23 protein-coding genes and 1 pseudogene are annotated in these 20,647 nt (G+C 65.1%); 13 read left to right on the top strand and 11 right to left on the bottom strand.

The genetic code is table 11. The features are described 5' to 3' along the window. Positions 1–11 precede the first annotated feature (11 nt). On the bottom strand, positions 12–1,331 hold the full coding sequence (locus CK220_RS21325) for an aspartate aminotransferase family protein (RefSeq protein ID WP_095813423.1): 1,320 nt from the start codon (positions 1,329–1,331) through the stop codon (positions 12–14). Positions 1,332–1,526: 195 nt separating this feature from the next. Next, complete coding sequence (locus tag CK220_RS21320; RefSeq protein ID WP_095813422.1) at positions 1,527–2,432, bottom strand: alpha/beta hydrolase; 906 nt, start codon at positions 2,430–2,432, stop codon at positions 1,527–1,529. 197 nt (positions 2,433–2,629) lie between these two features. On the opposite strand from CK220_RS21320, the gene CK220_RS21315 reads away from it, so the two are divergent. From CK220_RS21315 to CK220_RS21305, 3 genes are all read left to right on the top strand, one after another. Then, positions 2,630–3,778 (top strand): amidohydrolase, encoded by a 1,149-nt coding sequence (locus CK220_RS21315; protein ID WP_095813421.1) that lies wholly within the window; start codon positions 2,630–2,632, stop codon positions 3,776–3,778. 88 nt (positions 3,779–3,866) lie between these two features. Further along, the gene (locus CK220_RS21310; protein WP_141245192.1) at positions 3,867–4,286 is read left to right on the top strand and encodes a VanZ family protein; all 420 of its coding nucleotides are present in this window, start codon (positions 3,867–3,869) and stop codon (positions 4,284–4,286) included. Positions 4,287–4,474: 188 nt separating this feature from the next. Continuing rightward, positions 4,475–5,044 (top strand): DNA-3-methyladenine glycosylase, encoded by a 570-nt coding sequence (locus CK220_RS21305; RefSeq protein ID WP_095813420.1) that lies wholly within the window; start codon positions 4,475–4,477, stop codon positions 5,042–5,044. An 18-nt stretch (positions 5,045–5,062) separates the two neighbouring features. Here the strand turns inward: CK220_RS21305 and CK220_RS21300 are convergent, their stop codons facing one another. Beyond that, positions 5,063–5,353 (bottom strand): DUF982 domain-containing protein, encoded by a 291-nt coding sequence (locus CK220_RS21300; RefSeq protein ID WP_095813419.1) that lies wholly within the window; start codon positions 5,351–5,353, stop codon positions 5,063–5,065. Positions 5,354–5,502: 149 nt separating this feature from the next. Here CK220_RS21300 and CK220_RS21295 point away from each other — a divergent pair, with 149 nt between their 5' ends. After that, the gene (locus CK220_RS21295) at positions 5,503–5,862 is read left to right on the top strand and encodes a hypothetical protein (protein WP_095813418.1); all 360 of its coding nucleotides are present in this window, start codon (positions 5,503–5,505) and stop codon (positions 5,860–5,862) included. Positions 5,863–5,960: 98 nt separating this feature from the next. Here the strand turns inward: CK220_RS21295 and CK220_RS21290 are convergent, their stop codons facing one another. After that, positions 5,961–6,563 carry a cupin gene (locus CK220_RS21290; protein WP_095813417.1) on the bottom strand — a complete coding sequence of 201 codons (603 nt, stop codon included), beginning with the start codon at positions 6,561–6,563 and terminating at the stop codon, positions 5,961–5,963. 215 nt (positions 6,564–6,778) lie between these two features. Here CK220_RS21290 and CK220_RS21285 point away from each other — a divergent pair, with 215 nt between their 5' ends. Then, the gene (locus CK220_RS21285) at positions 6,779–7,303 is read left to right on the top strand and encodes a hypothetical protein (protein WP_141245191.1); all 525 of its coding nucleotides are present in this window, start codon (positions 6,779–6,781) and stop codon (positions 7,301–7,303) included. Positions 7,304–7,346: 43 nt separating this feature from the next. On the opposite strand, the gene CK220_RS21280 is transcribed toward CK220_RS21285, so the two are convergent. Genes CK220_RS21280 through CK220_RS21270 form a run of 3 tightly spaced genes read right to left on the bottom strand, consistent with a single transcriptional unit; the run spans position 7,347 to position 9,992 of the window. Then, positions 7,347–8,543: an arabinose transporter gene (locus CK220_RS21280; protein ID WP_095813415.1), complete on the bottom strand. Its 1,197-nt coding sequence runs from the start codon at positions 8,541–8,543 to the stop codon at positions 7,347–7,349. 9 nt (positions 8,544–8,552) lie between these two features. Next, complete coding sequence (locus CK220_RS21275; RefSeq protein WP_095813414.1) at positions 8,553–9,569, bottom strand: zinc-dependent alcohol dehydrogenase family protein; 1,017 nt, start codon at positions 9,567–9,569, stop codon at positions 8,553–8,555. A gap of 27 nt (positions 9,570–9,596) precedes the next feature. Next, positions 9,597–9,992, bottom strand: a complete 396-nt coding sequence (locus tag CK220_RS21270) for a cupin domain-containing protein (protein ID WP_095813413.1) — start codon at positions 9,990–9,992, stop codon at positions 9,597–9,599. A 250-nt stretch (positions 9,993–10,242) separates the two neighbouring features. Here CK220_RS21270 and CK220_RS21265 point away from each other — a divergent pair, with 250 nt between their 5' ends. From CK220_RS21265 to CK220_RS21250, 4 genes are all read left to right on the top strand, one after another. Then, positions 10,243–11,136: a LysR family transcriptional regulator gene (locus CK220_RS21265; RefSeq protein ID WP_095813412.1), complete on the top strand. Its 894-nt coding sequence runs from the start codon at positions 10,243–10,245 to the stop codon at positions 11,134–11,136. 147 nt (positions 11,137–11,283) lie between these two features. Further along, positions 11,284–12,111, top strand: a complete 828-nt coding sequence (locus CK220_RS21260; RefSeq protein ID WP_245429325.1) for a transporter substrate-binding domain-containing protein — start codon at positions 11,284–11,286, stop codon at positions 12,109–12,111. A 49-nt stretch (positions 12,112–12,160) separates the two neighbouring features. Then, positions 12,161–13,441, top strand: a complete 1,281-nt coding sequence (locus CK220_RS21255) for an FAD-binding oxidoreductase (protein ID WP_095813503.1) — start codon at positions 12,161–12,163, stop codon at positions 13,439–13,441. A gap of 18 nt (positions 13,442–13,459) precedes the next feature. Continuing rightward, complete coding sequence (locus CK220_RS21250; RefSeq protein ID WP_095813410.1) at positions 13,460–14,431, top strand: amino acid ABC transporter permease; 972 nt, start codon at positions 13,460–13,462, stop codon at positions 14,429–14,431. Between the two features lie 3 nt (positions 14,432–14,434). Here the strand turns inward: CK220_RS21250 and CK220_RS21245 are convergent, their stop codons facing one another. Next, positions 14,435–15,247: a PfkB family carbohydrate kinase gene (locus tag CK220_RS21245; RefSeq protein WP_095813409.1), complete on the bottom strand. Its 813-nt coding sequence runs from the start codon at positions 15,245–15,247 to the stop codon at positions 14,435–14,437. Positions 15,248–15,290: 43 nt separating this feature from the next. Next, positions 15,291–16,304: an SIS domain-containing protein gene (locus CK220_RS21240; RefSeq protein ID WP_095813408.1), complete on the bottom strand. Its 1,014-nt coding sequence runs from the start codon at positions 16,302–16,304 to the stop codon at positions 15,291–15,293. Between the two features lie 188 nt (positions 16,305–16,492). On the opposite strand from CK220_RS21240, the gene CK220_RS21235 reads away from it, so the two are divergent. Next, complete coding sequence (locus CK220_RS21235) at positions 16,493–17,224, top strand: GntR family transcriptional regulator (RefSeq protein WP_095813502.1); 732 nt, start codon at positions 16,493–16,495, stop codon at positions 17,222–17,224. Positions 17,225–17,404: 180 nt separating this feature from the next. On the opposite strand, the gene CK220_RS21230 is transcribed toward CK220_RS21235, so the two are convergent. Then, entirely contained in the window at positions 17,405–17,767 is a 363-nt protein-coding gene (locus tag CK220_RS21230) for a hypothetical protein (protein ID WP_095813501.1), read from the bottom strand. A 205-nt stretch (positions 17,768–17,972) separates the two neighbouring features. Between CK220_RS21230 and CK220_RS21225 the strand changes: the two genes are divergently transcribed. From CK220_RS21225 to CK220_RS32565, 3 genes and pseudogenes are all read left to right on the top strand, one after another. Then, a complete protein-coding gene (locus CK220_RS21225) occupies positions 17,973–18,575 on the top strand; it encodes a TetR/AcrR family transcriptional regulator (protein WP_095813407.1) in 603 nt (200 codons plus the stop codon). A gap of 131 nt (positions 18,576–18,706) precedes the next feature. Then, positions 18,707–19,600, top strand: a complete 894-nt coding sequence (locus CK220_RS21220) for an NAD(P)/FAD-dependent oxidoreductase (RefSeq protein ID WP_095813406.1) — start codon at positions 18,707–18,709, stop codon at positions 19,598–19,600. A gap of 43 nt (positions 19,601–19,643) precedes the next feature. After that, positions 19,644–19,866 (top strand): annotated as a pseudogene (locus CK220_RS32565) (hypothetical protein); the annotation flags it as partial. Between the two features lie 99 nt (positions 19,867–19,965). On the opposite strand, the gene CK220_RS21210 reads toward CK220_RS32565, so the two are convergent. Next, positions 19,966–20,580 carry a TetR family transcriptional regulator gene (locus CK220_RS21210; RefSeq protein ID WP_095813500.1) on the bottom strand — a complete coding sequence of 205 codons (615 nt, stop codon included), beginning with the start codon at positions 20,578–20,580 and terminating at the stop codon, positions 19,966–19,968. Positions 20,581–20,647: the final 67 nt, after the last annotated feature.

Below are 20,647 nucleotides of genomic sequence, written 5' to 3'. Positions count from 1 at the left end.
GCCCGCCTGTCTCAGGACCGGCGGGCGATCTCGCCCAGGGTCTGGTCGATCGCCTGCAGAATGTTGCGGGCGTCTGCCTCGGTCATCGGTGTCGACAGCGCGAACAGGCCATAGCTGGCCGACAAGACACCGCGGCCAAGCAAGCCCTTGTGGAAGGCATCGAGCTTCCTGCGTTCGGCCTGGCCGGGATAGACGGACCGGTAATCCGTGACGGGATGCGACGTGAAATGGACCTTGAAGAGCGAGCCCAGCCCGACGCATTGGCCGGCAAGACCATGCTTGCCCAATGAGGCGGCGACCCCGTCGCGCAACAACGCGCCGAGGCGATCGAGATGGGCAAAGCTTTCCTTGGTCAGCGCCCGCATCGCGGCAAGCCCGGCGCGCATCGTCACCGGATTGGCGGTGAAGGTGCCGCCATGCGGCAAAGCGGGCTTGCCCTGGGTCGGATCGAACACCGCCATGATGTCGGCCCGGCCGCCGACGGCGCCCACGGGAAAGCCTCCCCCGATGATCTTGCCCAGCGCCGTCAGGTCAGGCGTGATGCTCCACAGCCCTTGCGCGCCCGAATAGCCGAGGCGGAACGAAATCACCTCGTCGAAGATGACCAGGGCACCCGCAGCATGGGCGATCTCGACCATGGCGCGCAGATAATCCTGCCGAGCCGGAATGAGACCGGCGCGGTTCGGCATGGGATCGATCAGCACGCCGGCGATAGTATCGCGCTCAGCGGCGAAGACCGCGCGCAATGCTTCGCTGTCGTTGAACGGCACGGCGATCACATCGTCCAGCACCCCGCGCGGCGTGCCCCGCGCATAGGGCGTCGAATTCGGCATGTCTCCCCAATTGGCGGGAGAACTGTCCAGGCTGACCTCGGCGAAGTCGTATGAGCCGTGATAGGCGCCCTCGATCTTGACGATTTTCGGCCGCCCGGTGAAGGCGCGCGCGGCCTTGATGGCCATCATCACGCCCTCGGTGCCGGAGTTGGCGAAGCGGATCCGTTCGACCGAGGGCAGGCGCCCGACCAGCAGCTCGGCAAGCTCGATCTCGCTGACCGTCGGCGTGCCGAAGGCCGTGCCGAACGGCAACTGGTCGATCACCGCGGCGGCCACATCGGGTTGCGTGTAGCCATGGATCATCGAGGTGAAATTGTTGATGCAGTCGTAATAGACGTTGCCGTCCACATCCCAGACCCTGCACCCCTCGCCGCGCGAGGCATAGATCGGAAACGGGTCGACAAAGACCGTGGTGCGCGTGTTCCCGCCCGGCATCACCTTTTTGGCTCGCTCGAACAGGGTTTTCGATAGAGGCATTGCGTCTGGATAATGCGGCATGGTTCTCCGAAGCGAATTGGCTCGAGCTGCAGCGGGAAACCGCAGTTCGTTCCTCCGGTGACGATCGTATGGCTCGCCCCCAAATGTCCGCAAGCGGCCAGGCCGGCCAGGCGACGCGGGCCACAGATGTCGTTCATCGAGCTGCTCGAATCGGGCAAGTCGGAATAAACGGATCCTGTCAGCCCGCCAGTTAGACTACACAAATTCACGGGCAAAGCTGCCCGCGCTCAGAAGCGCGCGCCGCCCGGCGCTCAACTCAGCATTCCAGACCGGCCAGGCATGGATCATATGCGGCCAGATTTCGAGGCGTGCCTTAACGTCCGCAACCCCGGCCGCCTCGGCAAGCCGCGTCGCATCCGACAGCAGCGTCTCGGCCGAACCGACCTGGATCAGCATCGGAGGAAATCCGCTCAGATCGGCAAACAAGGGCGAGATCAGCGGATCGCGCCGGTCCACATCATGGGGAACATAGGCGCCCGCCAGTTCCTCCAGATAAGCGCGGTGGATGATGGGGTCGATCGCGTCCTTGGCTGACAATGTCGCCCCGGACATCGAAAGATCCGTCCAGGGTGAGACAACCCAAAGGCAGCCCGGCAACTGCTCGCCCGCCGCGCGCAACCGGCCGACCAGTGACAGGCTGAGATTGCCGCCGGCACTGTCTCCGCCGACAACGATGCGATCCGGCGCGATCCCCTGCCCGGCGAGGAAGCGCCACGCCGCGAGCGCGTCTTCGTGCTGGGCGGGGAAAGGATGTTCCGGCGCGCGCCGGTAGCCGACCGCAAGCGTGCGCATGCCCATTGCCCGGCCAGCCTCTGTCACCATCCGGCGATGGCTTTTGATCGAGCCGGAGCAGTAACCGCCACCATGGAAGAAGAGCAGTGCCTTGTCCGTGTCGGACCCGGGCGCCAAGGACCACTCGGCCGCGAGGCCGCTGAAAGTCACCGCCTCGCATCGAATGTCGTCCGCGACCGGCCAGGACGAGCCGACCTCGTCGAGCCGCGCCCGGCGTTCGTCCCAGCCCACCGGCCGCGGCCTCGACGCCAGCAAGGCGCGGATTACGTTAATTTCCTTTAGGTCGAGCTGTTCTTGCGCATCGCTCATTTCTGCTTCCCGCGCCAAAACCGACGCCACGACGGCGGCGCTTGCAGCTTTGGCAAGGAAAATCGTCGGGATAGTCGCTGGAGGTGTCAAACTGCGTCAGCGAATTCGCCCATGGACTATTTGAATTGATCGGCATGGCACGGCGCGAGCAGAACCCTATTGTGATTGTGTGAGCTGCAAATCGCGCGGAGACGGACGTGACCCTGACCAATCGAGACCTGGTCGAGCTGACGGAATGGCGGCGCAAGCTGCATCGGCAGCCGGAAATCTCCAACGAGGAGGAGAAGACGGCAAAGGAGGTCGTCGACTTCCTCGCCGATACCGGGCCGGACAAGGTGCTGATCGGGCTCGGCGGCCACGGCGTGGCGGCGGTCTATGACAGCGGGCTAGCCGGGCCGACGGTGCTGTTTCGCTCCGAGCTCGACGCGCTGCCGATCCATGAGCTTTCGGGCGTCGCGCATGCCTCGCAGGTGCCCGGCAAGTCGCATATGTGCGGCCATGACGGGCATACCGCGATCCTGGCTGCGCTCGGTCGCCAGTTCGGGCGCCAAAGGCCGGCGCGTGGCCGCGTGGTGCTGATGTTCCAGCCGGCGGAAGAGACCGGCAATGGCGCGGCCGGCGTCGTCGCCGATCCGCGCTTTGCCGAGATCCAGCCTGACTTCGCCTTCTCGCTGCACAATCTGCCGGGCGTGCCGTTCGGCGAAGTAAGGCTCAAACCCGGCGTGGTGAATTGCGCCTCGCGCGGCCTGCGGATCGTGCTTGAAGGCAAGACCGCGCATTCCTCCATGCCCGAAACCGGCAGCTCGCCGATGCTGGCGGTGAGTGAGTTGATGCCGCAGCTGCCGGCGCTCGGGTGCGGCACCTTCGCCGACGACGATTTCGCTATGGTCACCGTCACCCATTGCTCGATGGGTGAAGCGGTGTTCGGCATCGCGCCCGGCTACGCCGAAGTGTGGGCGACGCTGCGCACCCGCCGCGACGAGCGCATGGCGGCGTTGGTTGCAGCGGCGGAGGCGCTGGCGGCAAAGATCGCCGCCGAACACGGCCTTTCCGTCCGCCACGACTACCACGAGATTTTTGTGGCCAGCGTCAACGCGCCGGACGCGGTGGAGCATCTCGAGCGCGCGCTGGACGAGGAAGGCGTTTCGCGCGGCGAGGAAGCCTTGCCGATGCGCGCCTCGGAGGATTTCGGCATCTTCGGCCACAGCGCCAAGTCGGCGATGTTCTTCCTCGGCGCCGGCGAGCGTTACCCGGCGCTCCACAACCCCGACTACGATTTCCCGGACGACCTGATCCCGATCGGCTCGAAGATCTTCATGCGCACAGCGCGCAATTTGCTGGGGTGAGCGAGCTGAAGGCGGCGGTCCTCACTCCTCATTCGCATCCTTGCACGGCGCCTGTTGTTATGTCGGCTTTTCGCTTGTATGAGCGGAGATGACCTCGATCTCCCGTTTTACCGCGCTCGTGCTGCTGGCGGCCATCACGTTCGCCACGCTCTCACCTATCCAAATGCGGCCGCACCTCGGTGAGGCGAACATGGAACGCGCCCTGGCCTATGCCCTGTTCGGCCTTGCCTTGGCGTTCGGATTCCGCGCCCGCCTGATGCATACAATGCTGCTTGTCTGCGCCGCGGCCGGCGTATTGGAACTGCTGCAGGCGGTCGATCCCGGCCGGCACGCTCGGCTCCAGGATGCGCTCGTGAAAGCGGCGGCCGGCCTCATAGGGATTGGCTTAGCGCGGATTGTGTTTGCCGTCGCGAGCAGGCCGCCGATCGTTCGGCAGGTCCGAGGATTTGAATCTCAGCACGGCAGCGCAGGCAATAGCCCGGCCGAACGTGCTCCGGTTTCTCGATGACCGCGTGATCGACACCGGCGCGAGATCGCGCCCGACCTCGATCTCGGCGACGCGGCGGCGCTCATCGAGACGCTCCTGGAGAACGTGGTCCACCGCGCCATCGAACGGCACCCGGTCAGCGTCGCCGGCGAACGCGATGGATCAGTGCCGCAGGATGATCATGGCCTACCTGACGAACGTTGACCGCCATGCCGCCTAGCGCTCACGCCGACCAGCACCACAATTTCTTCGCGCGCGAAGCCGTCACTGTGGCGCGCGCGTTGATCGGCGCGCGGCTCGGCCTCAACGGCGTCGGCGGCATCATCGTCGAAACCGAGGCCTATCGCCCCGACGATCCGGCCTCGCACAGCTATCGCGGCCGCACGCCGCGCAACGCGCCGATGTATGGCGCCCCCGGCACGGCCTATGTCTATCGCTCCTACGGCCTGCATTGGTGCTTGAATGCGGTGTGCCTGCCGGGCAGCGCGGTGCTGATCCGCGCGATCCAGCCGCAATCCGGCATCGCCGCCATGCGCGACAGGCGGGGAACCGACGATGACAGGCTGCTCTGCTCCGGCCCGGGCAAGCTCTGCCAGGCGATGGGCGTCGACGGCTCGCATAACGGCCTGTCGCTCATCGCGCCGCCCTTCGAGTTTGCCGCCTCGGAAACCAACGCGGCCGCCATCCTGAGCGGACGCAGGATCGGCATCACCAAGGGCGTGGAGGCCCAGTGGCGGTTCGGCCTCGGCGGATCGCCTTATGTCAGCCGGAAATTTTGAGAGATCGATAGCGATCGGTCACGCAGCCATCCATTCCTGCGCGGCGCGCGCCGCGGCGAGTTCCATCGCTTCCGCAGCGAGAATGCCGCGCGACCTCGCGAACGCTTCGAAGGCGACGCGTGCGGCTTCGGCATCCTGTTCACCGGCGAGCGCCGCCCGGCACAGCGCGACGGTCGTCGCGTAGGTCGGGCTGCGGCTCCCCGCCCAATCGTCGAGAAACTGATAGGCTTCGAAGACGGTGTTAATGTCGCGCGGAAAGCCGAGCCCGACGAAGATTGCGACGGGCTGAGAGAAACGCTTGGCGGGCATTGGTGTGGGCTCCATGAGGTAGGCTGCTTGGACAACGCGCGTCCCGCAGGCCGGTTGCAGCTCGAAAGCGATTTTGGTTCTCGCCGGCGGATGCTTGCCCGAAGCCTCCTTCTGTGTTTTCTCGCCCGCACATTAGGAAAGGCTTGTGGATGCGAATCGCAATGATCCTCGCGCTGGGCGCGGCGCTGGCTGGATGCGTGACCTCTCCGGTCGATTACGGAGCGAAGCTATCGCAGCAGGACCCGAAATGGGCCTCGCCGGATTGCCAGCAGGCCCGCATTGCGGCCTCGGACTACGAGGCGCGCGAAAAGGAGCACCCCGGCTGGGGTTTTGGCGTCCTGCTCGGACCGTACAGCATGGGGATGGTGGCAGCGGTGAAGGAGCATGAGCAGCAGCAGCGACGGCTTCTCGCCCGGCAGATGCATCTGCAGTGCTCAAGCCAGCCGTTGCCGAAGGAACTGGATTTCGATCCGGCAATCTACGCGCCGAAGAAGGCGCAGTACCCGTAGGCGAAGCGCCGCCGCTACGCTTTCAAATCGCCGGCCGCTGCTTCCTTGCTGAAGGCGTAGGTGGGGATGGCCACGCTCGATGGCGACGGCGCTTGCATTCAGCGTTCGCCCCACGCCTTCAGCAACGGTCCGTCGCGGCCATAGACCGGGTCCTTGCGCGGCCGGCTCGCCTTCGGGATCGTGCGTAGCGCTTCCGCGTGCTGCTCGGGCTTGGTGCATTCGTCATAGGTGCCGGAGGGCGGGTAGGCGCCGACGACGAGGAAATCGTCGGAAGCCGAGAGCCGCTGGTGACCGGTGCCAGCCGGCAGGACCGCCACGTCGCCGGCCTTGACCGTGAGCGCGCGGCCCTTGTCGCCGCCGAAGCGCACCTTGGCCGTGCCACGCGCAATGCCCAGCACCTCATGGATGCGCGAGTGATAGTGGACATAGTCGTAGATGCCGTTTCGCCAGCTGTCGCCCCAGCCATTCGCCTTGAAAAGCTCCTCGAAGACGGCTGCCGGATCGAGACCGTCCGGCAATGTCACGGCGCCGCGGTAAACGATCAGCGGCCAGGACGGATGGCTCGGAACAAGGCCGTCGTCCTTGAAGCGGAAGGCATTGGCTTTCCTCTGCCTTACCAGATCCGCGAGCCTGGACGTGCCCGGTCTTGCGATCCCGGTCAGCTTCTCCGCTGCTTTCTTGATGTTCTCGACAATGCTCAAAGCCGGGCCTCCATAAGTACCGCTTGCAACGCCTTGCGGCCTTGGCCGACCGAACTCAACCCTTGGGGACAGCCTTGGTTCCAGAGGTGCCGACGCCCGCTCGCGGCACTAGCGACCCGGATTGCTTCCCGGCATCGCAGCGCTCAAGCTGCCGGAGGTTGCCGGCGTCGTATGCGCGACGCCAGCAATGGCCGCGCCTTCCCGAGGAGTTCAAAATGCGTGCATTCCGCCTTTCGACCATCGGCGTTTTCGTTTCGGTGCTGCTTTCGGCATCCGCCTTCCCGGTCCTCGCTTCAGGCAGCGTGGCAAAGGCCCAAAATCTCTACCAACTGTGCCGCCAAGTGAAGAACGACGATACGATCCGCCCCTACTCGCACGAGCTTTACGGCGGCACGGCCAAGGCGTTCAAGAAGCTCTTTCCGGACGCCAAGGACACGCCGCCGGAATCGGAACTGCAGACGCAGGCTAGCTACCGCTGCATGGACGGCAAGGTCCTGGCCTGCTTCATTGGGGCAAACCTGCCCTGCGCCAAAATGAACGCCGCGCGCGACAATCCCGGCGCGGACGAATTCTGCAAGGCCAACCCGAATGACGACGTCGTGCCAGCCTTCGCGACGGGTCACGACGCGGTCTATTCCTATAAATGCCTGGACGGCAAGGCGATGGTAACCGGCGAGACCTGGGTGCTCGACAAGCGCGGCTTTGCCGTCCGTTTGTGGGCTGACGTGCCCCGGCACTGAGGCCTATCCGACGCCTGCAGAAACGGCGCAGCGGCGCTTGCCGTTACATCCTTGCCGAGGCTGACCTGCGGCGAAGCAAAAGCGCGATGGCCAAAGCCGGAAGGGCCGCCGTGGCGGCGGCGAGGAAGACGAACCGCAGCCCGGCGGACGCGGCGATCAGGCCGAGCGCCGGGCTGCCGAAGCCAAGCGCCACATCGAGGAAGACGGTGTAGAGCCCCATGGCAAGGCCGCGGCTGCTTGCGGGGAGATGGCCGACTGCCTCTACCCCGAGGCCGGGATAGACCAGCGAGTAGCCGAGCCCCGTCAGGCCCGCTCCTATGGCTGCGACGAGCGGCCCCGGGGCCAGCCAAATCGATAGAAGGCCCGCCGCCTCGACGACCACGAAGATCGCGGCGACGCCGGCGCCGCCGAGCCTGTCCGGCAGGTGGCCGAAGCACAGCCTTGCCGCGATCAGCGCCGCCGCATAGGCGGTGAACGGAAGCCAGACCGGCTGCCAGCCGCGCTCGGCAAAGAGCAGCGCTGCGAAGGACAGGATTGCGCCATAGCCGAGGCTGCTGAGGGCCGCTCCGACGCCCGGAAGCCAGACCGCTTGCGCCACGCGCGTCCAGGACTGCCGCGCGACGCTGCCGGCGGCCTTGACGCCGCGCATCGGCAGAGTGGCAAGCAGCGTTGCAAGGGGCAGGACCATTGTGGCGAGAGCGATCGCGGCGAAGCCGCCGGCTCCATAGAGCGCGGACCCGATCGGTGCGCCGAACGCCAGCGCGGCGAACATCGCCATGCCGATCCAGGCGATGACCTTGCCGGAGTTCTGTCCGCCGGCAAGCGCCAGGCCCCAGGCCACGCCGCCGGTGATGATAAAGCTCTCGGCCGCGCCCAGTACCGCCCTGCCGACGAAGAGTGCCGTCGCGGACGCGGCCGGCTGACCGAGAAAGGCCAGCGAGCCGAGATAGACAAGCCCGGCCAGCGCGGCGGCGACAAGGCCGACCACGACGGCCCGCTTGCCGCCGCGCAGATCGGCATAGTTTCCGGCACCGATGCGCGAGAGCAGCGAGGCGACGAACTGGCTGCCCGTCACCAGTCCGACGGCGAACGGGCCGAAGCCGAGCCTGTCATGCAGGTGCAGCGGCAGGACGGGCAGCGCCAGGCCGATCAGCAGGAAGCCGGCGAAGACCGCAGCCATGATGGGCAGCAATCTCGCCATCGTCCCGCTTCGAACGGGTGCAGTGTCGGTCGCGGCCATCGTCAATACCTAGACCGACAGCATGACCTTGATGGCGCGGCGCTCATCCATGGCGCGGTAGCCCTCGGCGACCTCTGACAGCGGCAGCTTGAGGTCGAAGACCTTGCCGGGCTTGATCCGGCCCTTGAGCACGCGCTCCATCAGGTCGGGCAGGAAGCGGCGCACCGGCGCCGGGCCGCCGAGCATGCGCTTCTGGCCGAAGAACAGTTTCTGGCCGTCGAAGCTCACGCCATGCGGCACGCCGACATAGCCGATCGTGCCGCCTGGCCGCGAGCAGGCCAGCGCCTGGTCGAAGGATTCGGCCGTGCCGACGCATTCCAGCACCGAATCCGCGCCGACGCCCGCGGTGAGTTCCTTGATGCGGGCAATGCCTTCCTCGCCGCGCTCGGCCACGATGTCGGTCGCGCCGAACTCGCGCGCGAGTTTCTGCCGGCTCTCGTGCCGGCTCATAGCGATGATGCGCTCGGCGCCCATCTCGCTCGCCGCGAGGACGCCCATCAGGCCGACGGCACCGTCGCCGACAACGACAACCGTCGATCCTTCGCGCACCTCGGCCGCATCGGCGGCATACCAGCCGGTGCCGAGCACATCCGAGACGGCCAACAGGTCAGGCACTAGGTCTGCCGGCGGAACCTCCGACGTCGCCACCAGCGTGCCGTCGGCCAGCGGCACACGGGCGTAAGGGGCCTGGGCGCCCGACATGAACTCGCGCTGGACGCAGGAGGACTGGAAGCCGAAGCGGCAATGCGGGCAGGTGTTGTCGGAGAGGCAGAAGGAGCCGACGACGAACTGGCCGGGGCGCACGTTGCGTACCTCTGCGCCGACCTCGACGACGATGCCGCAATATTCGTGGCCCATATGCATCGGGCGATCGACCGGCTGCAGCCCGCGATACGGCCACAGATCCGAGCCGCAGATGCAGCTCGCGGAAAGTTTTATGATGGCATCCGTCGGGCGAAGGATCTTCGGGTCCTCGATTTCCTCGCAGCGGATATCGCCGGGCTTATGAAGAACAGTTGCGAGCATTTTGCTTTCCTTTCGTTCGATCGGTGATCAGGCGCCGTAGTCGGCGTCGCTGACATGTTCCAGCCAGTCCACGACCTTGCCGTCCTTGACCTCCTGGAGGGCAATGTGGGTCATGGCGGTCTCGGGCGACGCGCCGTGCCAATGCTTCTCGCCGGGCGCGAACCAGACGACGTCGCCGGGGCGGATCTCCTCGACCGGCCCGCCCTCGCGCTGCACGCGGCCACGACCGGAGACGACGATCAGCGTCTGCCCGAGCGGATGCGTGTGCCAGGCCGTGCGGGCGCCGGGCTCGAAGGTGACCTGCGCACCCTGCACCCGCGCGGCATCGAAGAGATTGAAGAGCGGATCGATCCGGACCGGGCCGGTGAACCAGTCCGAAGGACCCTTGCCGGACGGCCTCGTGCCAGCGCGAAGAATGTCCATGTGATCTCCTTTGCGTTCTCACATGCGTTCGATGCGCAGCGGGAACTCGCCGCGCGTGTGCAGGCCCTGGTCGAAGCGGCCGAGCCTGATCAACCCGGGATGGCGGGGGCATCCTTGCAAGCGGGGCGCCGGAATCGCTCACGGCCGCCGCGACCTGCCCGGAAGATATTGCAGCGCAACCAATTCGAATAGAGCAGATAATCCGTATGGACTTATCGATCTGTGATATAAATTGGCCAGGAGGTTCCGCATGCAGCGCGGCGACATGAAAGATCTGTTGTGGTTCCTGGCTGTCGCCCGGGAGCGCAGCTTCACCAGGGCCGCGGCGGAGCTCGGCACATCACAGTCGACGCTCAGCCACACCATCAAGCAGCTGGAAGCCCGCCTCGGCGTGCGCCTGCTTACCCGCACCACGCGAAGCGTGGCGCCAACGGAAGCCGGCGAGCGGCTCTATCAGTCGCTCGCCCCGCGCTTCGAGGAGATCGAGGCCGATCTCGCGGGCCTGGTCGCCTTCCGAGACAAGCCCGCTGGCACGGTGCGCATCACGTTGTCCGACCATGCGCTGCAGACGACGGTCTGGCCGAAGCTCGAGCCGGTGCTCTGCGACTATCCCGACTTGCGCATCGAGCTCTACAGCGACAACGGCATGCGCAACATCGTGGAGGAGCGCTTCGACGCCGGCGTGCGGCTTGGCGAGAGCGTCGACCGGGACATGATCGCGGTGCGGATCGGTCCGGACTGGCGGCTGGTGGCCGTCGCCTCGCCGGAGTATTTCGCGCACCGCTCCGCCCCGAGGATACCGCAGGATCTGGTCGGGCATGACTGCATCGGCTTGCGGCAGGCGACGTTTGGCGGGCTCTATGCCTGGGAGTTCGAGAAACGAGGCCGCGAGCTTCGGGTCCGGGTCGATGGCCAGCTGACCTTCAACTCAACCCTGCCGATGATCGACGCGGCGCTAAGCGGCTACGGCATCGCTTATGTCCCCGAAAACCTCGTCAGCCGCCACATCGCGGAGGGGCGGCTGACGCTCGCGCTCGACGACTGGAGCCTGCCCTTCCCGGGCTACCACCTCTACTACCCGAGCCGACGGCAGCTTTCGCCGGCGATGGCGGTCGTCGTCGAGGCACTGCGGCAACGGAGCTGAGGCTGGGGCGGGGAGCGGCACGAGCCCCCAGCGCTGGACGCCCACTACAGGCTGAACTCGGCAATGCCCCGACAAAAGATGCTTGACTCGCCCTGCCGCTTCGGGACAATTTGCGTTGTCAGACATCTTACATACGAGGGAGGTTTCGTGAGGAAATTGATCGCTTGTTTCGCGCTGGCTGCCGGCGCGCTCGCATTTGTGTCGGCAGCGCGGGCGGGAGAAACCCTGGATCGCGTCACATCCAAGAAGGCCATGGTGGTCGCGACCAACAGCGGCTGGCCGCCGCAGAGCTTTCTCGACGAAAGCAATCAGTTGGTGGGCTTTGATATCGACGTCTCGAAAGAGATCGCCAAGCGCCTGGGCGTGGAGGTCAGCTTCGAGACGCCCGATTGGGCCACAATGACCGGCGGCCACTGGCAGGGCCGTTACGATCTCGGCGTCGGCTCGGTGACGCCGACCAAAGCCCGGGCCAAAGTGATCGATTTCGCCGGCATCTATTATTACAGCCCTTATGTCTATGTGGTCCACAAGGACAGCAAGGCGAAGTCCGTAAACGACCTGAACGGCAAGGTAATCGGGGTCGAAACCGCCACCACTTCGGAAGATTTCATCCGGCGTCAGTTGGAGATCGACGCTCCCGGCCTTCCGCCAGTCGAATACAAGCTGCAACCGGGCGAGATCCGGACCTTCGCCGATTCCATGCTGCCATTCGACGATTTGAGACTTGGGGACGGCGTGAGGCTCGACGCAGTCATCGCGCCCGAGCAGACCGCCCAGAACGCCATCAAGAACGGGTATCCGCTGCGCATCCTCGAGGGCGACTACGCCTTCCGCGAGCCGCTGGTGGTGATCGCGGACAAGGGCGACGCCGAGTGGACCACCAAGATCGGCGGCATCATCGACCAGATGAAAAAAGACGGCACGCTCGCCACGCTGACCACCAAGTGGTACGGCAAGAACTACAGCGCCGACTGACGCTCGTCGCGGGCGGCCCTCAAGGCCGCCCGCTCTCATGCGATTCATCATGACCTATCCCGATACTTATTATCGCCGCACGCTTGCCGACGCGAAGGTCAGACCACCATTGGCGGGTCTGGCAGAATGCGACACAATCATTGTCGGTGGCGGACTGGCCGGTCTGACGACGGCGCTGCAGCTCGCCCGCGCCGGACGCGAGATCGTCCTGCTCGAAGCCGAGCGCGTCGGCTTCGGCGCCTCGGGCCGCAACGGTGGCTTCGTCAGCCCCGGCTTCGCCACCGGCAGCGACAATATCGCCTCGATGGCCGGCGCCGCGGCGGCACAGAAGCTGCACCGATTGTCGATCGAAGGCGTCGAATTCGTGCGGCAGACGATCAAGGATCTCGGCATCGAGGCGGCAAAGCCTCGCCCCGGAATTATCGGCGTGCTGCGCCATGAGGGCGGCGCCGAACTGAAGGCCCACGCCGAACGGCTGGCGCGGGATTTCGACTATCCGCTCGAATATCTCGAGCGTGACCAGGTGCGCGCGGTGCTGCATTCCGATCGCTACTTTCAGGGCCTGCGCGACGCCAACGCCTTCCACATGCATCCGCTCAACTACCTGCGCGCTGTCGCCCACGAGATCGAGCGGCTGGGCGGCAGGATCCACGAGGCGTCGAGTGCCCTCGAGGCGAGACTCGACGGCCCGCAAAAAACCATACGCGCCGCAAACGGCGAAGTACGCGCGCGGCAGGCGGTGTTCGCCACCGGCGGGTACACAGGACGGCTGCTCGGCCAGTTGAGGCGGGCCATGTTGCCGATTGCGACCTATGTGATGCTGAGCGAAGAGGCCCCGGAGCTCATCGCCAGCGCCATCGCGACGACCGATGGCATAGGCGACAACCGCCGCGCCGGCGACTATTACCGCGTCGTGGAAGACGGGAGGCGGCTGCTCTGGGGTGGGCGCATCAGCACGCGGGCCGCTTCGCCGGCGGCGCTGGCCAGGGAATTGCGCCGGGAGATGGTCGGAACCTACCCTCAGCTCGCTGCGCTCAAGACCGAACTCGCCTGGTCGGGGCTGATGGCCTACGCCCGGCACCTGATGCCCCAGATCGGGCAGCTGCAGCCGGGCGTCTGGTATCTCACCGCGTTTGGCGGCCACGGCATCAACACCACCGCCATGGCCGGCAAGGTGGTGGCCGAGGCGATTCTCGGCCAGTCGGACCGGTACCGGCTGTTCGAACGCTTCGGGCTGACCTGGGCGGGCGGGCCGGTCGGGCTTGCCGCGGCGCAACTCACCTATTGGAAGCTACAGGCGCAAGACTGGTGGCGCGAACGCCCCCGCTGACCACAGGGAGATCGACAGGTGATCGGCAGATTGCTGCTCAATTATCCGGACGCCGCGCGCCGCATCGGCGTGTGCCTGGCGCTCGCCGCGCTCGCCGCAGGCCTCTACGGCCTTGGCATCAAAGCCGACTGGATCGGCAAGCTGATCCCGAGTTCCCTCGGATGGCTCGCCGTCAATCCCACGGCAGCGCGGGGCGTTTCGGCGGTGCTGATCGCGCTGATCGCGGCGGCCAACTGGAAAGCCCTGCAGCAGCTCGGGCGCAAGCAGCAGATCGTGGCCGTATGGATCGAGCTGTTCACGCTGCTGATGCTGTTCTTCTATTCCTTCGACCTGTCGTTGTCTTTCATTGCCAGGAAGATCGGCTTCCTCATCTCGCAGGGCGTGGTGACGACGCTCTACATCTCCGCCATTTCGATCGCCATCGCCACCGTCATCGCCTTCATCGGCGCTATAGCCAAGCTCTCCAAGAACGGCGTCGTCTATGGCCTGGCAACGTTCTACACCTCGCTGTTTCGCGGGCTGCCATTGCTGATGCAGATCTATCTCATCTATCTCGGCCTGCCGCAGGTCGGTTACGTGATCGGGGCCGTACCCGCCGGCATCATGGCGCTGTCGCTCTGCTACGGCGCCTACATGACCGAGATTTTCCGGGCCGGCATCGAAAGCATTCCGCGCGGCCAGACGGAGGGCGCCACCGCGCTTGGCCTCAGCCCCAACCAGACGATGTTCCTGGTGATCCTGCCGCAGGCGATGCGCGTCATCGTGCCCCCGACCGGTAACCAATTCATCGCGATGCTGAAGGATTCCTCGCTGGTTTCGGTGGTCGGCGTATGGGAGATCATGTATCTGGCGCGCACGCAGGGCCAGACCGAGTTCCGGCACATCGAGATGCTGATCACCGCCTCGATGATCTACTGGCTGCTGTCGATCGGGCTCGAATTCCTGCAGTCCCGCATCGAGGAACGGTTCGGGCGCTCGCTGAAGCGCTGAACTTCAGTGCGGCATCCCCTCCTGGGGGAAGCCGCCGAGATGGCAGCAGGTCAGCGCGGCGCGGTCGCGGCCGCTTTCGAGGCATTGCAACAGCGGCTTTTTGGCCAGCCAGGCGTGGAGAAAGCCGGCAATGAAACTGTCGCCGGCGCCGGTCGTGTCGACGACCTCGACCGGACGGATGCCGGTCTCGGCGCGTTCGCCGCCCGTCAGCGCCAAAGATCCCTCGGCACCGCGCATGACGACGGCGCAGCCCGCGCCGCGCGACAGAAGATGCGCCGCCATTGCCGCCGCGGCATCACGGGGTTCGCCGGTCGAGCAGAAGGCTACGCTCAACCCCTCGACGCCCAGATTGGCCGGATCGGCGTTGACCGAAATGTCCTGCGAGACGCTGACGCCTGCCCGCGACAGGCGCCTGCGCAAGTCGCCGCCGTCATCCAGCCAGCCGATATGGACGTGATCCATCGCTGCCAGGATCGCAAGCTCGGCCTCGTGCGGCGCGTATCCGGCGCAGGCGCCGAAATCCTCGGCGGCAATCAGCCGCTCACCGGACGGCAACACTTTGATGTCGGTCCAGGCGGTGGTGCGTTCGCCGACGCGCAGGTGGTCGACCACGACCCGATTGGCTTCGAGCTCGGCGCGGGTGCGCTCACCCTCGGCGTCGCGGCCGACGGCGCCGAAATAGAAGCTCCTGTGGCCAAGCCGGGCGAGCTGGACGGCGACGTTGAGCGCGTTGCCGCCGACCAGCGAGCGTCCGATCGGCAAGCCGAGGCGGTCAGTGCAATTGTCGCCGACGGCGGCAAATCGAAATTGGGTCATATCCACTGCTACGCCATGAAGCGCTGCCGCTGAAGGCAGGCGCTCAATAGGCTACGCGCTTATAGTAGCGGCGCGTCGTCAGCGGGTGGTTGCGGATCACCTCGAGATGAGCGCTGACGCGTTCGAGGGCGGTGGCCAGCACGATCGGCGAAACCAGCGCGCGCACATCCGCAGAAATGCCGGGCAGTTCGAAGGCGGCCGTGTCGAGCACCGTCGTCTTGTCCGTGTAGTTACCTGCGAAGTTCTCGACCCGCTCGGCCAGCGGCCGGGCGCTGTCTTCGCCCTTGAAAAGAACCACGCTCACATCTTTTTCCACCAGCTCCAGCGTGCCGTGGAAAAAATCTGAGGCATGCACGGGACGGGTCCGGATCCATTGCATCTCTTCCAGGATGCACATGCCGTAATACCAGGCCTGCGGCCAGACGTTCCCGGCGCCGGTTATGATGTGATAGTCGGAGGCGGCCAGTTTTTGAGCGAAGTCGGCGGCTTGCTTTTCATAGCTCCGCTTCACCTCCAGCAGCAATTGCGGCAACTGCGCCAGCTCGGCGAAAATGCGTTCGGATTCGGCGAGCTCGCCGCGGTGCTTCAGCACCGAAAGCGCGATGAACAGCGACTGGAGGTAGAAGGACTCGCAGGAGGTGTCATCCTCAGCGAAGTTGACGAAGACGTGGTCCCCGCCCCTGCCGAGCGGCGTCTCCTCATGCCCGACCAGCGTGATCACCGTCGCTCCGATCTCCTTGATCCGGGCCAGCAGCGCCACGCTTTCCTTGGTGGTGCCGGAGAGCGAAGGCAGCACGACGATCGACTTCTCGGTGAGGTGCACGGACTGGGCAAGCTGCAGCTCGGCAGTGATATCGACGAAGGCGGGAAAGCCGGATCGGCGCTGCAGCAATTGCGCGGCCGGATGCATCAGGATCGCCGCGCCGCCGGTGCCAAGGAAGAAGATGTTTTGTGCACCGGAGGAAAGGCATTGCGCAACGGCGGTTTCAATGCGCTCCCGCAAAGCCACCGCCCCCGATTGAATGCGCACAAACCGGGCTTCGTCGAAATTGAGCATCGTTTCCTCGATCGCTTTTAGTTGTAAGACAACTGACATCCCGGCGGGCGCATTTCAAGGGAAATTTCGCGAACCGGCTCCCATAAATTGTCGTATGCCGCATGTGGGGCGCCTCGACATACCGCCGCTTGACCTAGCCCCGATTGTCCGACAACAAAAGGAGAGTTGGCACAATGGGGATGAGGGACTTGGACGAGCCGCTTCGGGATGCGCGCACATTGGCGGTCCAACTCCGCGACCGCCTTGCCGACCTGATCAGGAGCGAGGGGCTCAAGCCCGGCGACCGGCTGCCGACCGAGTCGCAATTGACGCAGCGCTTCCGCATCTCGCGCCCTGCCCTGCGGGAAGCGCTGAAGCTTCTCGAACAGGACGGCGTCATTTCCGTCACCCATGGGCTCGGCCGCTTCGTCACAGCCAGCTCTGCCGTGCAGGTCGACCGGCCGATCACGATGTTCGAAAGCGTGACCGACATGTCACGCCATTATGGCTATGACACCATCAACAAGGTTCTGTCCATCGCCGAGGAAACGCCCGAGCCGGTGATCCAGCAGCAATTGCGGCTGGCGGACGGAGAGCGCGTCATTAGGCTGGAACGGCTGCGCCTGCACAACGACGTGCCCCTCATCTACTCGCTGGATTACGTGCCGCGCAGCCTTTTGCCCGGCCGCCTTTTCGACATCGAATGGAGTGGTTCGCTGCTCGCGCTATTGGAAAAACATCGCCACCAGCCGCGTATGTCGGCCGCCTCGGTTTCAGCCGTGACGCTGCCGGACGAAATCGTGCAGCGCAACGACCTGCGCGATTTTGGGCCGGCGCTGCTCATTACGGAAACCTGCTTCGATGCGACCGGGACCCCGGTCGTCTATGCCGCCGTCTATCATCGCGGCAGCCATTTCGCCTTCAGCTTCGCACGCCGGTGACGCCCAACGCCGGCGTAGTTGCCGGCGACGGCGGTGGTTCGCCGGCGCTGCGGCCGGGGAATTGAGTTCGAGAAAGAGCCTTCGAACAGGTCCTCTGGTTCACGCGTCTTTTCTTAGGTCCTGGCCTACGCACTGAGATCCACCCCTGTCCGGCAGCTGCAGGCTGCCATCTGTGGCGGGTTAATCCGGCAGCGTGTTGGCGCGCAGATGCATGTCGGCCTCGGTCGAGACCGTCACCTCCCCGCCGGATCTCGAGAACGCGTAGAGCTGTTCGCGGTAGCCCGGCATGGCGAAGGTCACGGAATCCCGGTCGGCGAGACCCATGACTACGCGCTGCGGATCGCCTCCGCCCTTCGGCGCGAAGGTGGCGGTGACTTCCAGAAGGCCGCCGCCGATTGGGACGTAATAGACCACCATGTCGAGACGCCCCTTGTGCAGGCTGCCCGCTTCGGTGGGGCGTCCGATGGTGACTTCCTCGGCGAGGGCCGGCGTCGCCATGGACAGCGCGGCCAGAAGCGATGCGCTAAGGGTTCTGCGGATCATCTGCATTCTCCTCTGGATAGATTTCGATTGAACTCTATACCGTTTAGATTTCATATGCAATCTAAAACGGGGGCGCATTTGGCCTGCAGCAAACCTACGCCCCCGACGAGGCGAGCCGCCTCTCCCGGATGCCGCTTGAATGGATTGCGGTCAGTCCCTACATGAGATATAGATTTCGTACGCAATCTAAATACGGAGGTCGATCATGCGCGTCAGCCGGGTGCAGGCCGAGGAAAACCGCCAAACCGTGATCAATGTGGCAAGCCGGCTTTTTCGGAAGCACGGGTTTGACGGCATCGGCCTCAAGGACCTGATGAAGGGCGCCGGCCTGACCCAGGGCGCCTTTTACAAGCAGTTCGCATCGAAGGACGACCTGGCCGCGCGGGCGTCCAGGCGGGCGATGGCGAGCGCCTTCAACCGCTTGTCAGCCGCGGCCGCGGCAAATCCCGACGATCCCCTTGGCGCGGTAATCGCGCTCTACCTCAGCACGCAACATCGCGAAGAGCGGATGGACGGCTGCCCGGTCGCAGCACTCGGTTCGGACGCAGCCAGACAGGGCGCCGACGTAAAGGCGTCATTCGAAGCCGGGATCAGGGAATATCTCGATATGCTCGGCCTTTGGGTTGACGAAGCCGAGGGCAAGGAGCCCGGCGGCAAGGCCATGGCGATTCTTTCGACAATGGTCGGCGCGATGGTCCTCTCGCGCGCCGTCAACGACGAGCAGCTGTCGAAGCAGTTTTTGCACGAGGCCGCCAAGAGCGTGATCGGGTTGTCTGCCGGTGCTGCCCAAAAAGGACAGCTCCGATGACGATGGTTTCTCCAGCCGAGTCCCGCGGCCCGGTCGAGAACCGGCCCTGGGAAACCTCTTCACCGCAAGAGGAAAATTAGCGCGCCAGGCCCAGCCCAACCCCCTCCATCCACAACACGGAGCCCATCACCATGGATGACGTCATCATCATCGGCGGCAGCTTTGCCGGTCTCGCAGCCGCCCTGCAGCTCGGCCGTGCCCGCCGCAAGGTCACCGTTCTCGATACCGGCCTGCCGCGCAATCGCTTCGCCGGCCACTCGCATGGCCTGCTCGGCCACGATCACAAGCCGCCGCTGGACATCCTGGCCGAGGCGCGGCGGCAGTTGGCGCGTTATCCCGCGATCAGGCTGGTCAGTGCCCGGGCCGACAGCGTCTCCGGCGCCATCGATGATTTCTCCGTCCTCACTGGCGATGGCGAAAGCCTTGGGGCGCGCCGGCTGATCCTGAGCTATGGCATCATCGACCAGATGCCTGATGTGCCGGGCTTTGCCGAAGGCTGGGGCACGTCCATCGTGCCCTGTCCCTATTGCGACGGCTTTGAAGTCGCCGGCCAGCATTGGGGCCTCGTCTGGTCCGGCCCGCAGTCGCACAATCAGGTCAGGCTGTTCCACGATTGGACCGACAGGTTGACGGTCTTCGCCGATGGTCACGACATTCCGCCCGATATCCGGGCCGATCTGGAGCGTCGCAACACACCTATCGTCGACGGCCGGATCACTGAAATCGCCCGTCATGGGGGCCATAATCCCACCCTCAAGCTCGATATCGGCCCCGATGTCGCTGTCGACATCCTGTTCGCGCATCCGCGCAACAAGCCGGCCGCAAGCCTGCATGAATCACTGGGCCTCGCCACGCTCGATACACCCCTCGGCATCGTCCTCAAGGTCGACGAGCGCCGTGAAACCAGCATGCCCGGCATCTACGCCGCGGGGGACCTCACCAACCCCCTCATTCCCTCGGTCACCACGGCATCATGGCAAGGCGCGATGGCGGGCATCTTCGCCCAGCAGTCGATGCTGGTTTGAGAGCACAGATTCGCTTTTCCGGTCGCAGCGAGGCAGGGCAGCAGGGCCCGAGCTTCGGGTGCGGGTGGACGGCCATCTGACCTTCAACACAACCATCCCGTGGTCGATGCCGCGCTCGCCGGCTACGACATCGCCTATGTGCGGGAAGACCGTGTCAGCCAGCACGTGGCCGAGGGCCGGCTCAGGCTCGTGCTCGGCGACTGGAGCCGGGATATCATCTCTACTATCCAAGCCGGTGGCGGTCGACGCGCTGCGGTATCGAATGAGAGCTGGAACATCTTCCAGCGCTGGCTTAGGAGCGCCTGCACAGCCCCTTGCGTAGCTCGGTCCTAAAGTCGATCCAAGCAGCTCGTGTCATATGTTGCTTAGTCCGGCTTGCCGAGAGCTTTCAGGCTAAAGCGAATCTGCTCACGCAGGCCCGCTTCGGTGTCTTCGCCGTGTTGGACGCGGTGCTCGATCAGAATCGGGTGGAGGAACGCCGTGAACGCGGTATTTACGACACGCGCCGCCTCCGCAGGATCTTCCACCTTGAATTGGCCCGCTTCGATGCCCTCGCGGATGATCGCCTCGAAGATCGTTAACATCCGCTCTATGTGCGCCTTGATGATCGCCCAGTTCTCCCGCATGGCGGCGACAATGAGGTCGTGCATGCGCTTTTCCTTGACCAGGGTCGTCTTGCCGTGGTGATGAACCGCAGTGAGAAGACGGACGAGTTTCTCCGGGGCCGGCGCGCTCGACTGCGCGATCGTGGAGGCGATCTCGGCGAGTTCGTTGACGGCCAGCGCGCAGATTGACGCGGTGATCGCACCCTTGGAGGGGAAAAAGCGGTAGACGTTTGCCGGGCTCATGCGGAGTTCGGAAGCAATGTCGGCGACCGACGTCTTTTGGGAACCGAAACGGCGAAAGTGCGCCTCCGCCACATCCAGGATTCGCGCGCGCATCTCGACGGGATCCGTGCGCGTTCGGACCGGACGATTCATCGATGCCTCCAGCATTGACGAAAGCGCGAACCTGCCGGACCCGCGTGGGCGATCATCGGTAAGCGGC

The sequence above is a fragment of the Mesorhizobium sp. WSM3860 genome (genome assembly GCF_002294995.1).
GTDB lineage: Bacteria > Pseudomonadota > Alphaproteobacteria > Rhizobiales > Rhizobiaceae > Mesorhizobium.
This window is presented reverse-complemented; position numbering and strand designations above follow the sequence as displayed.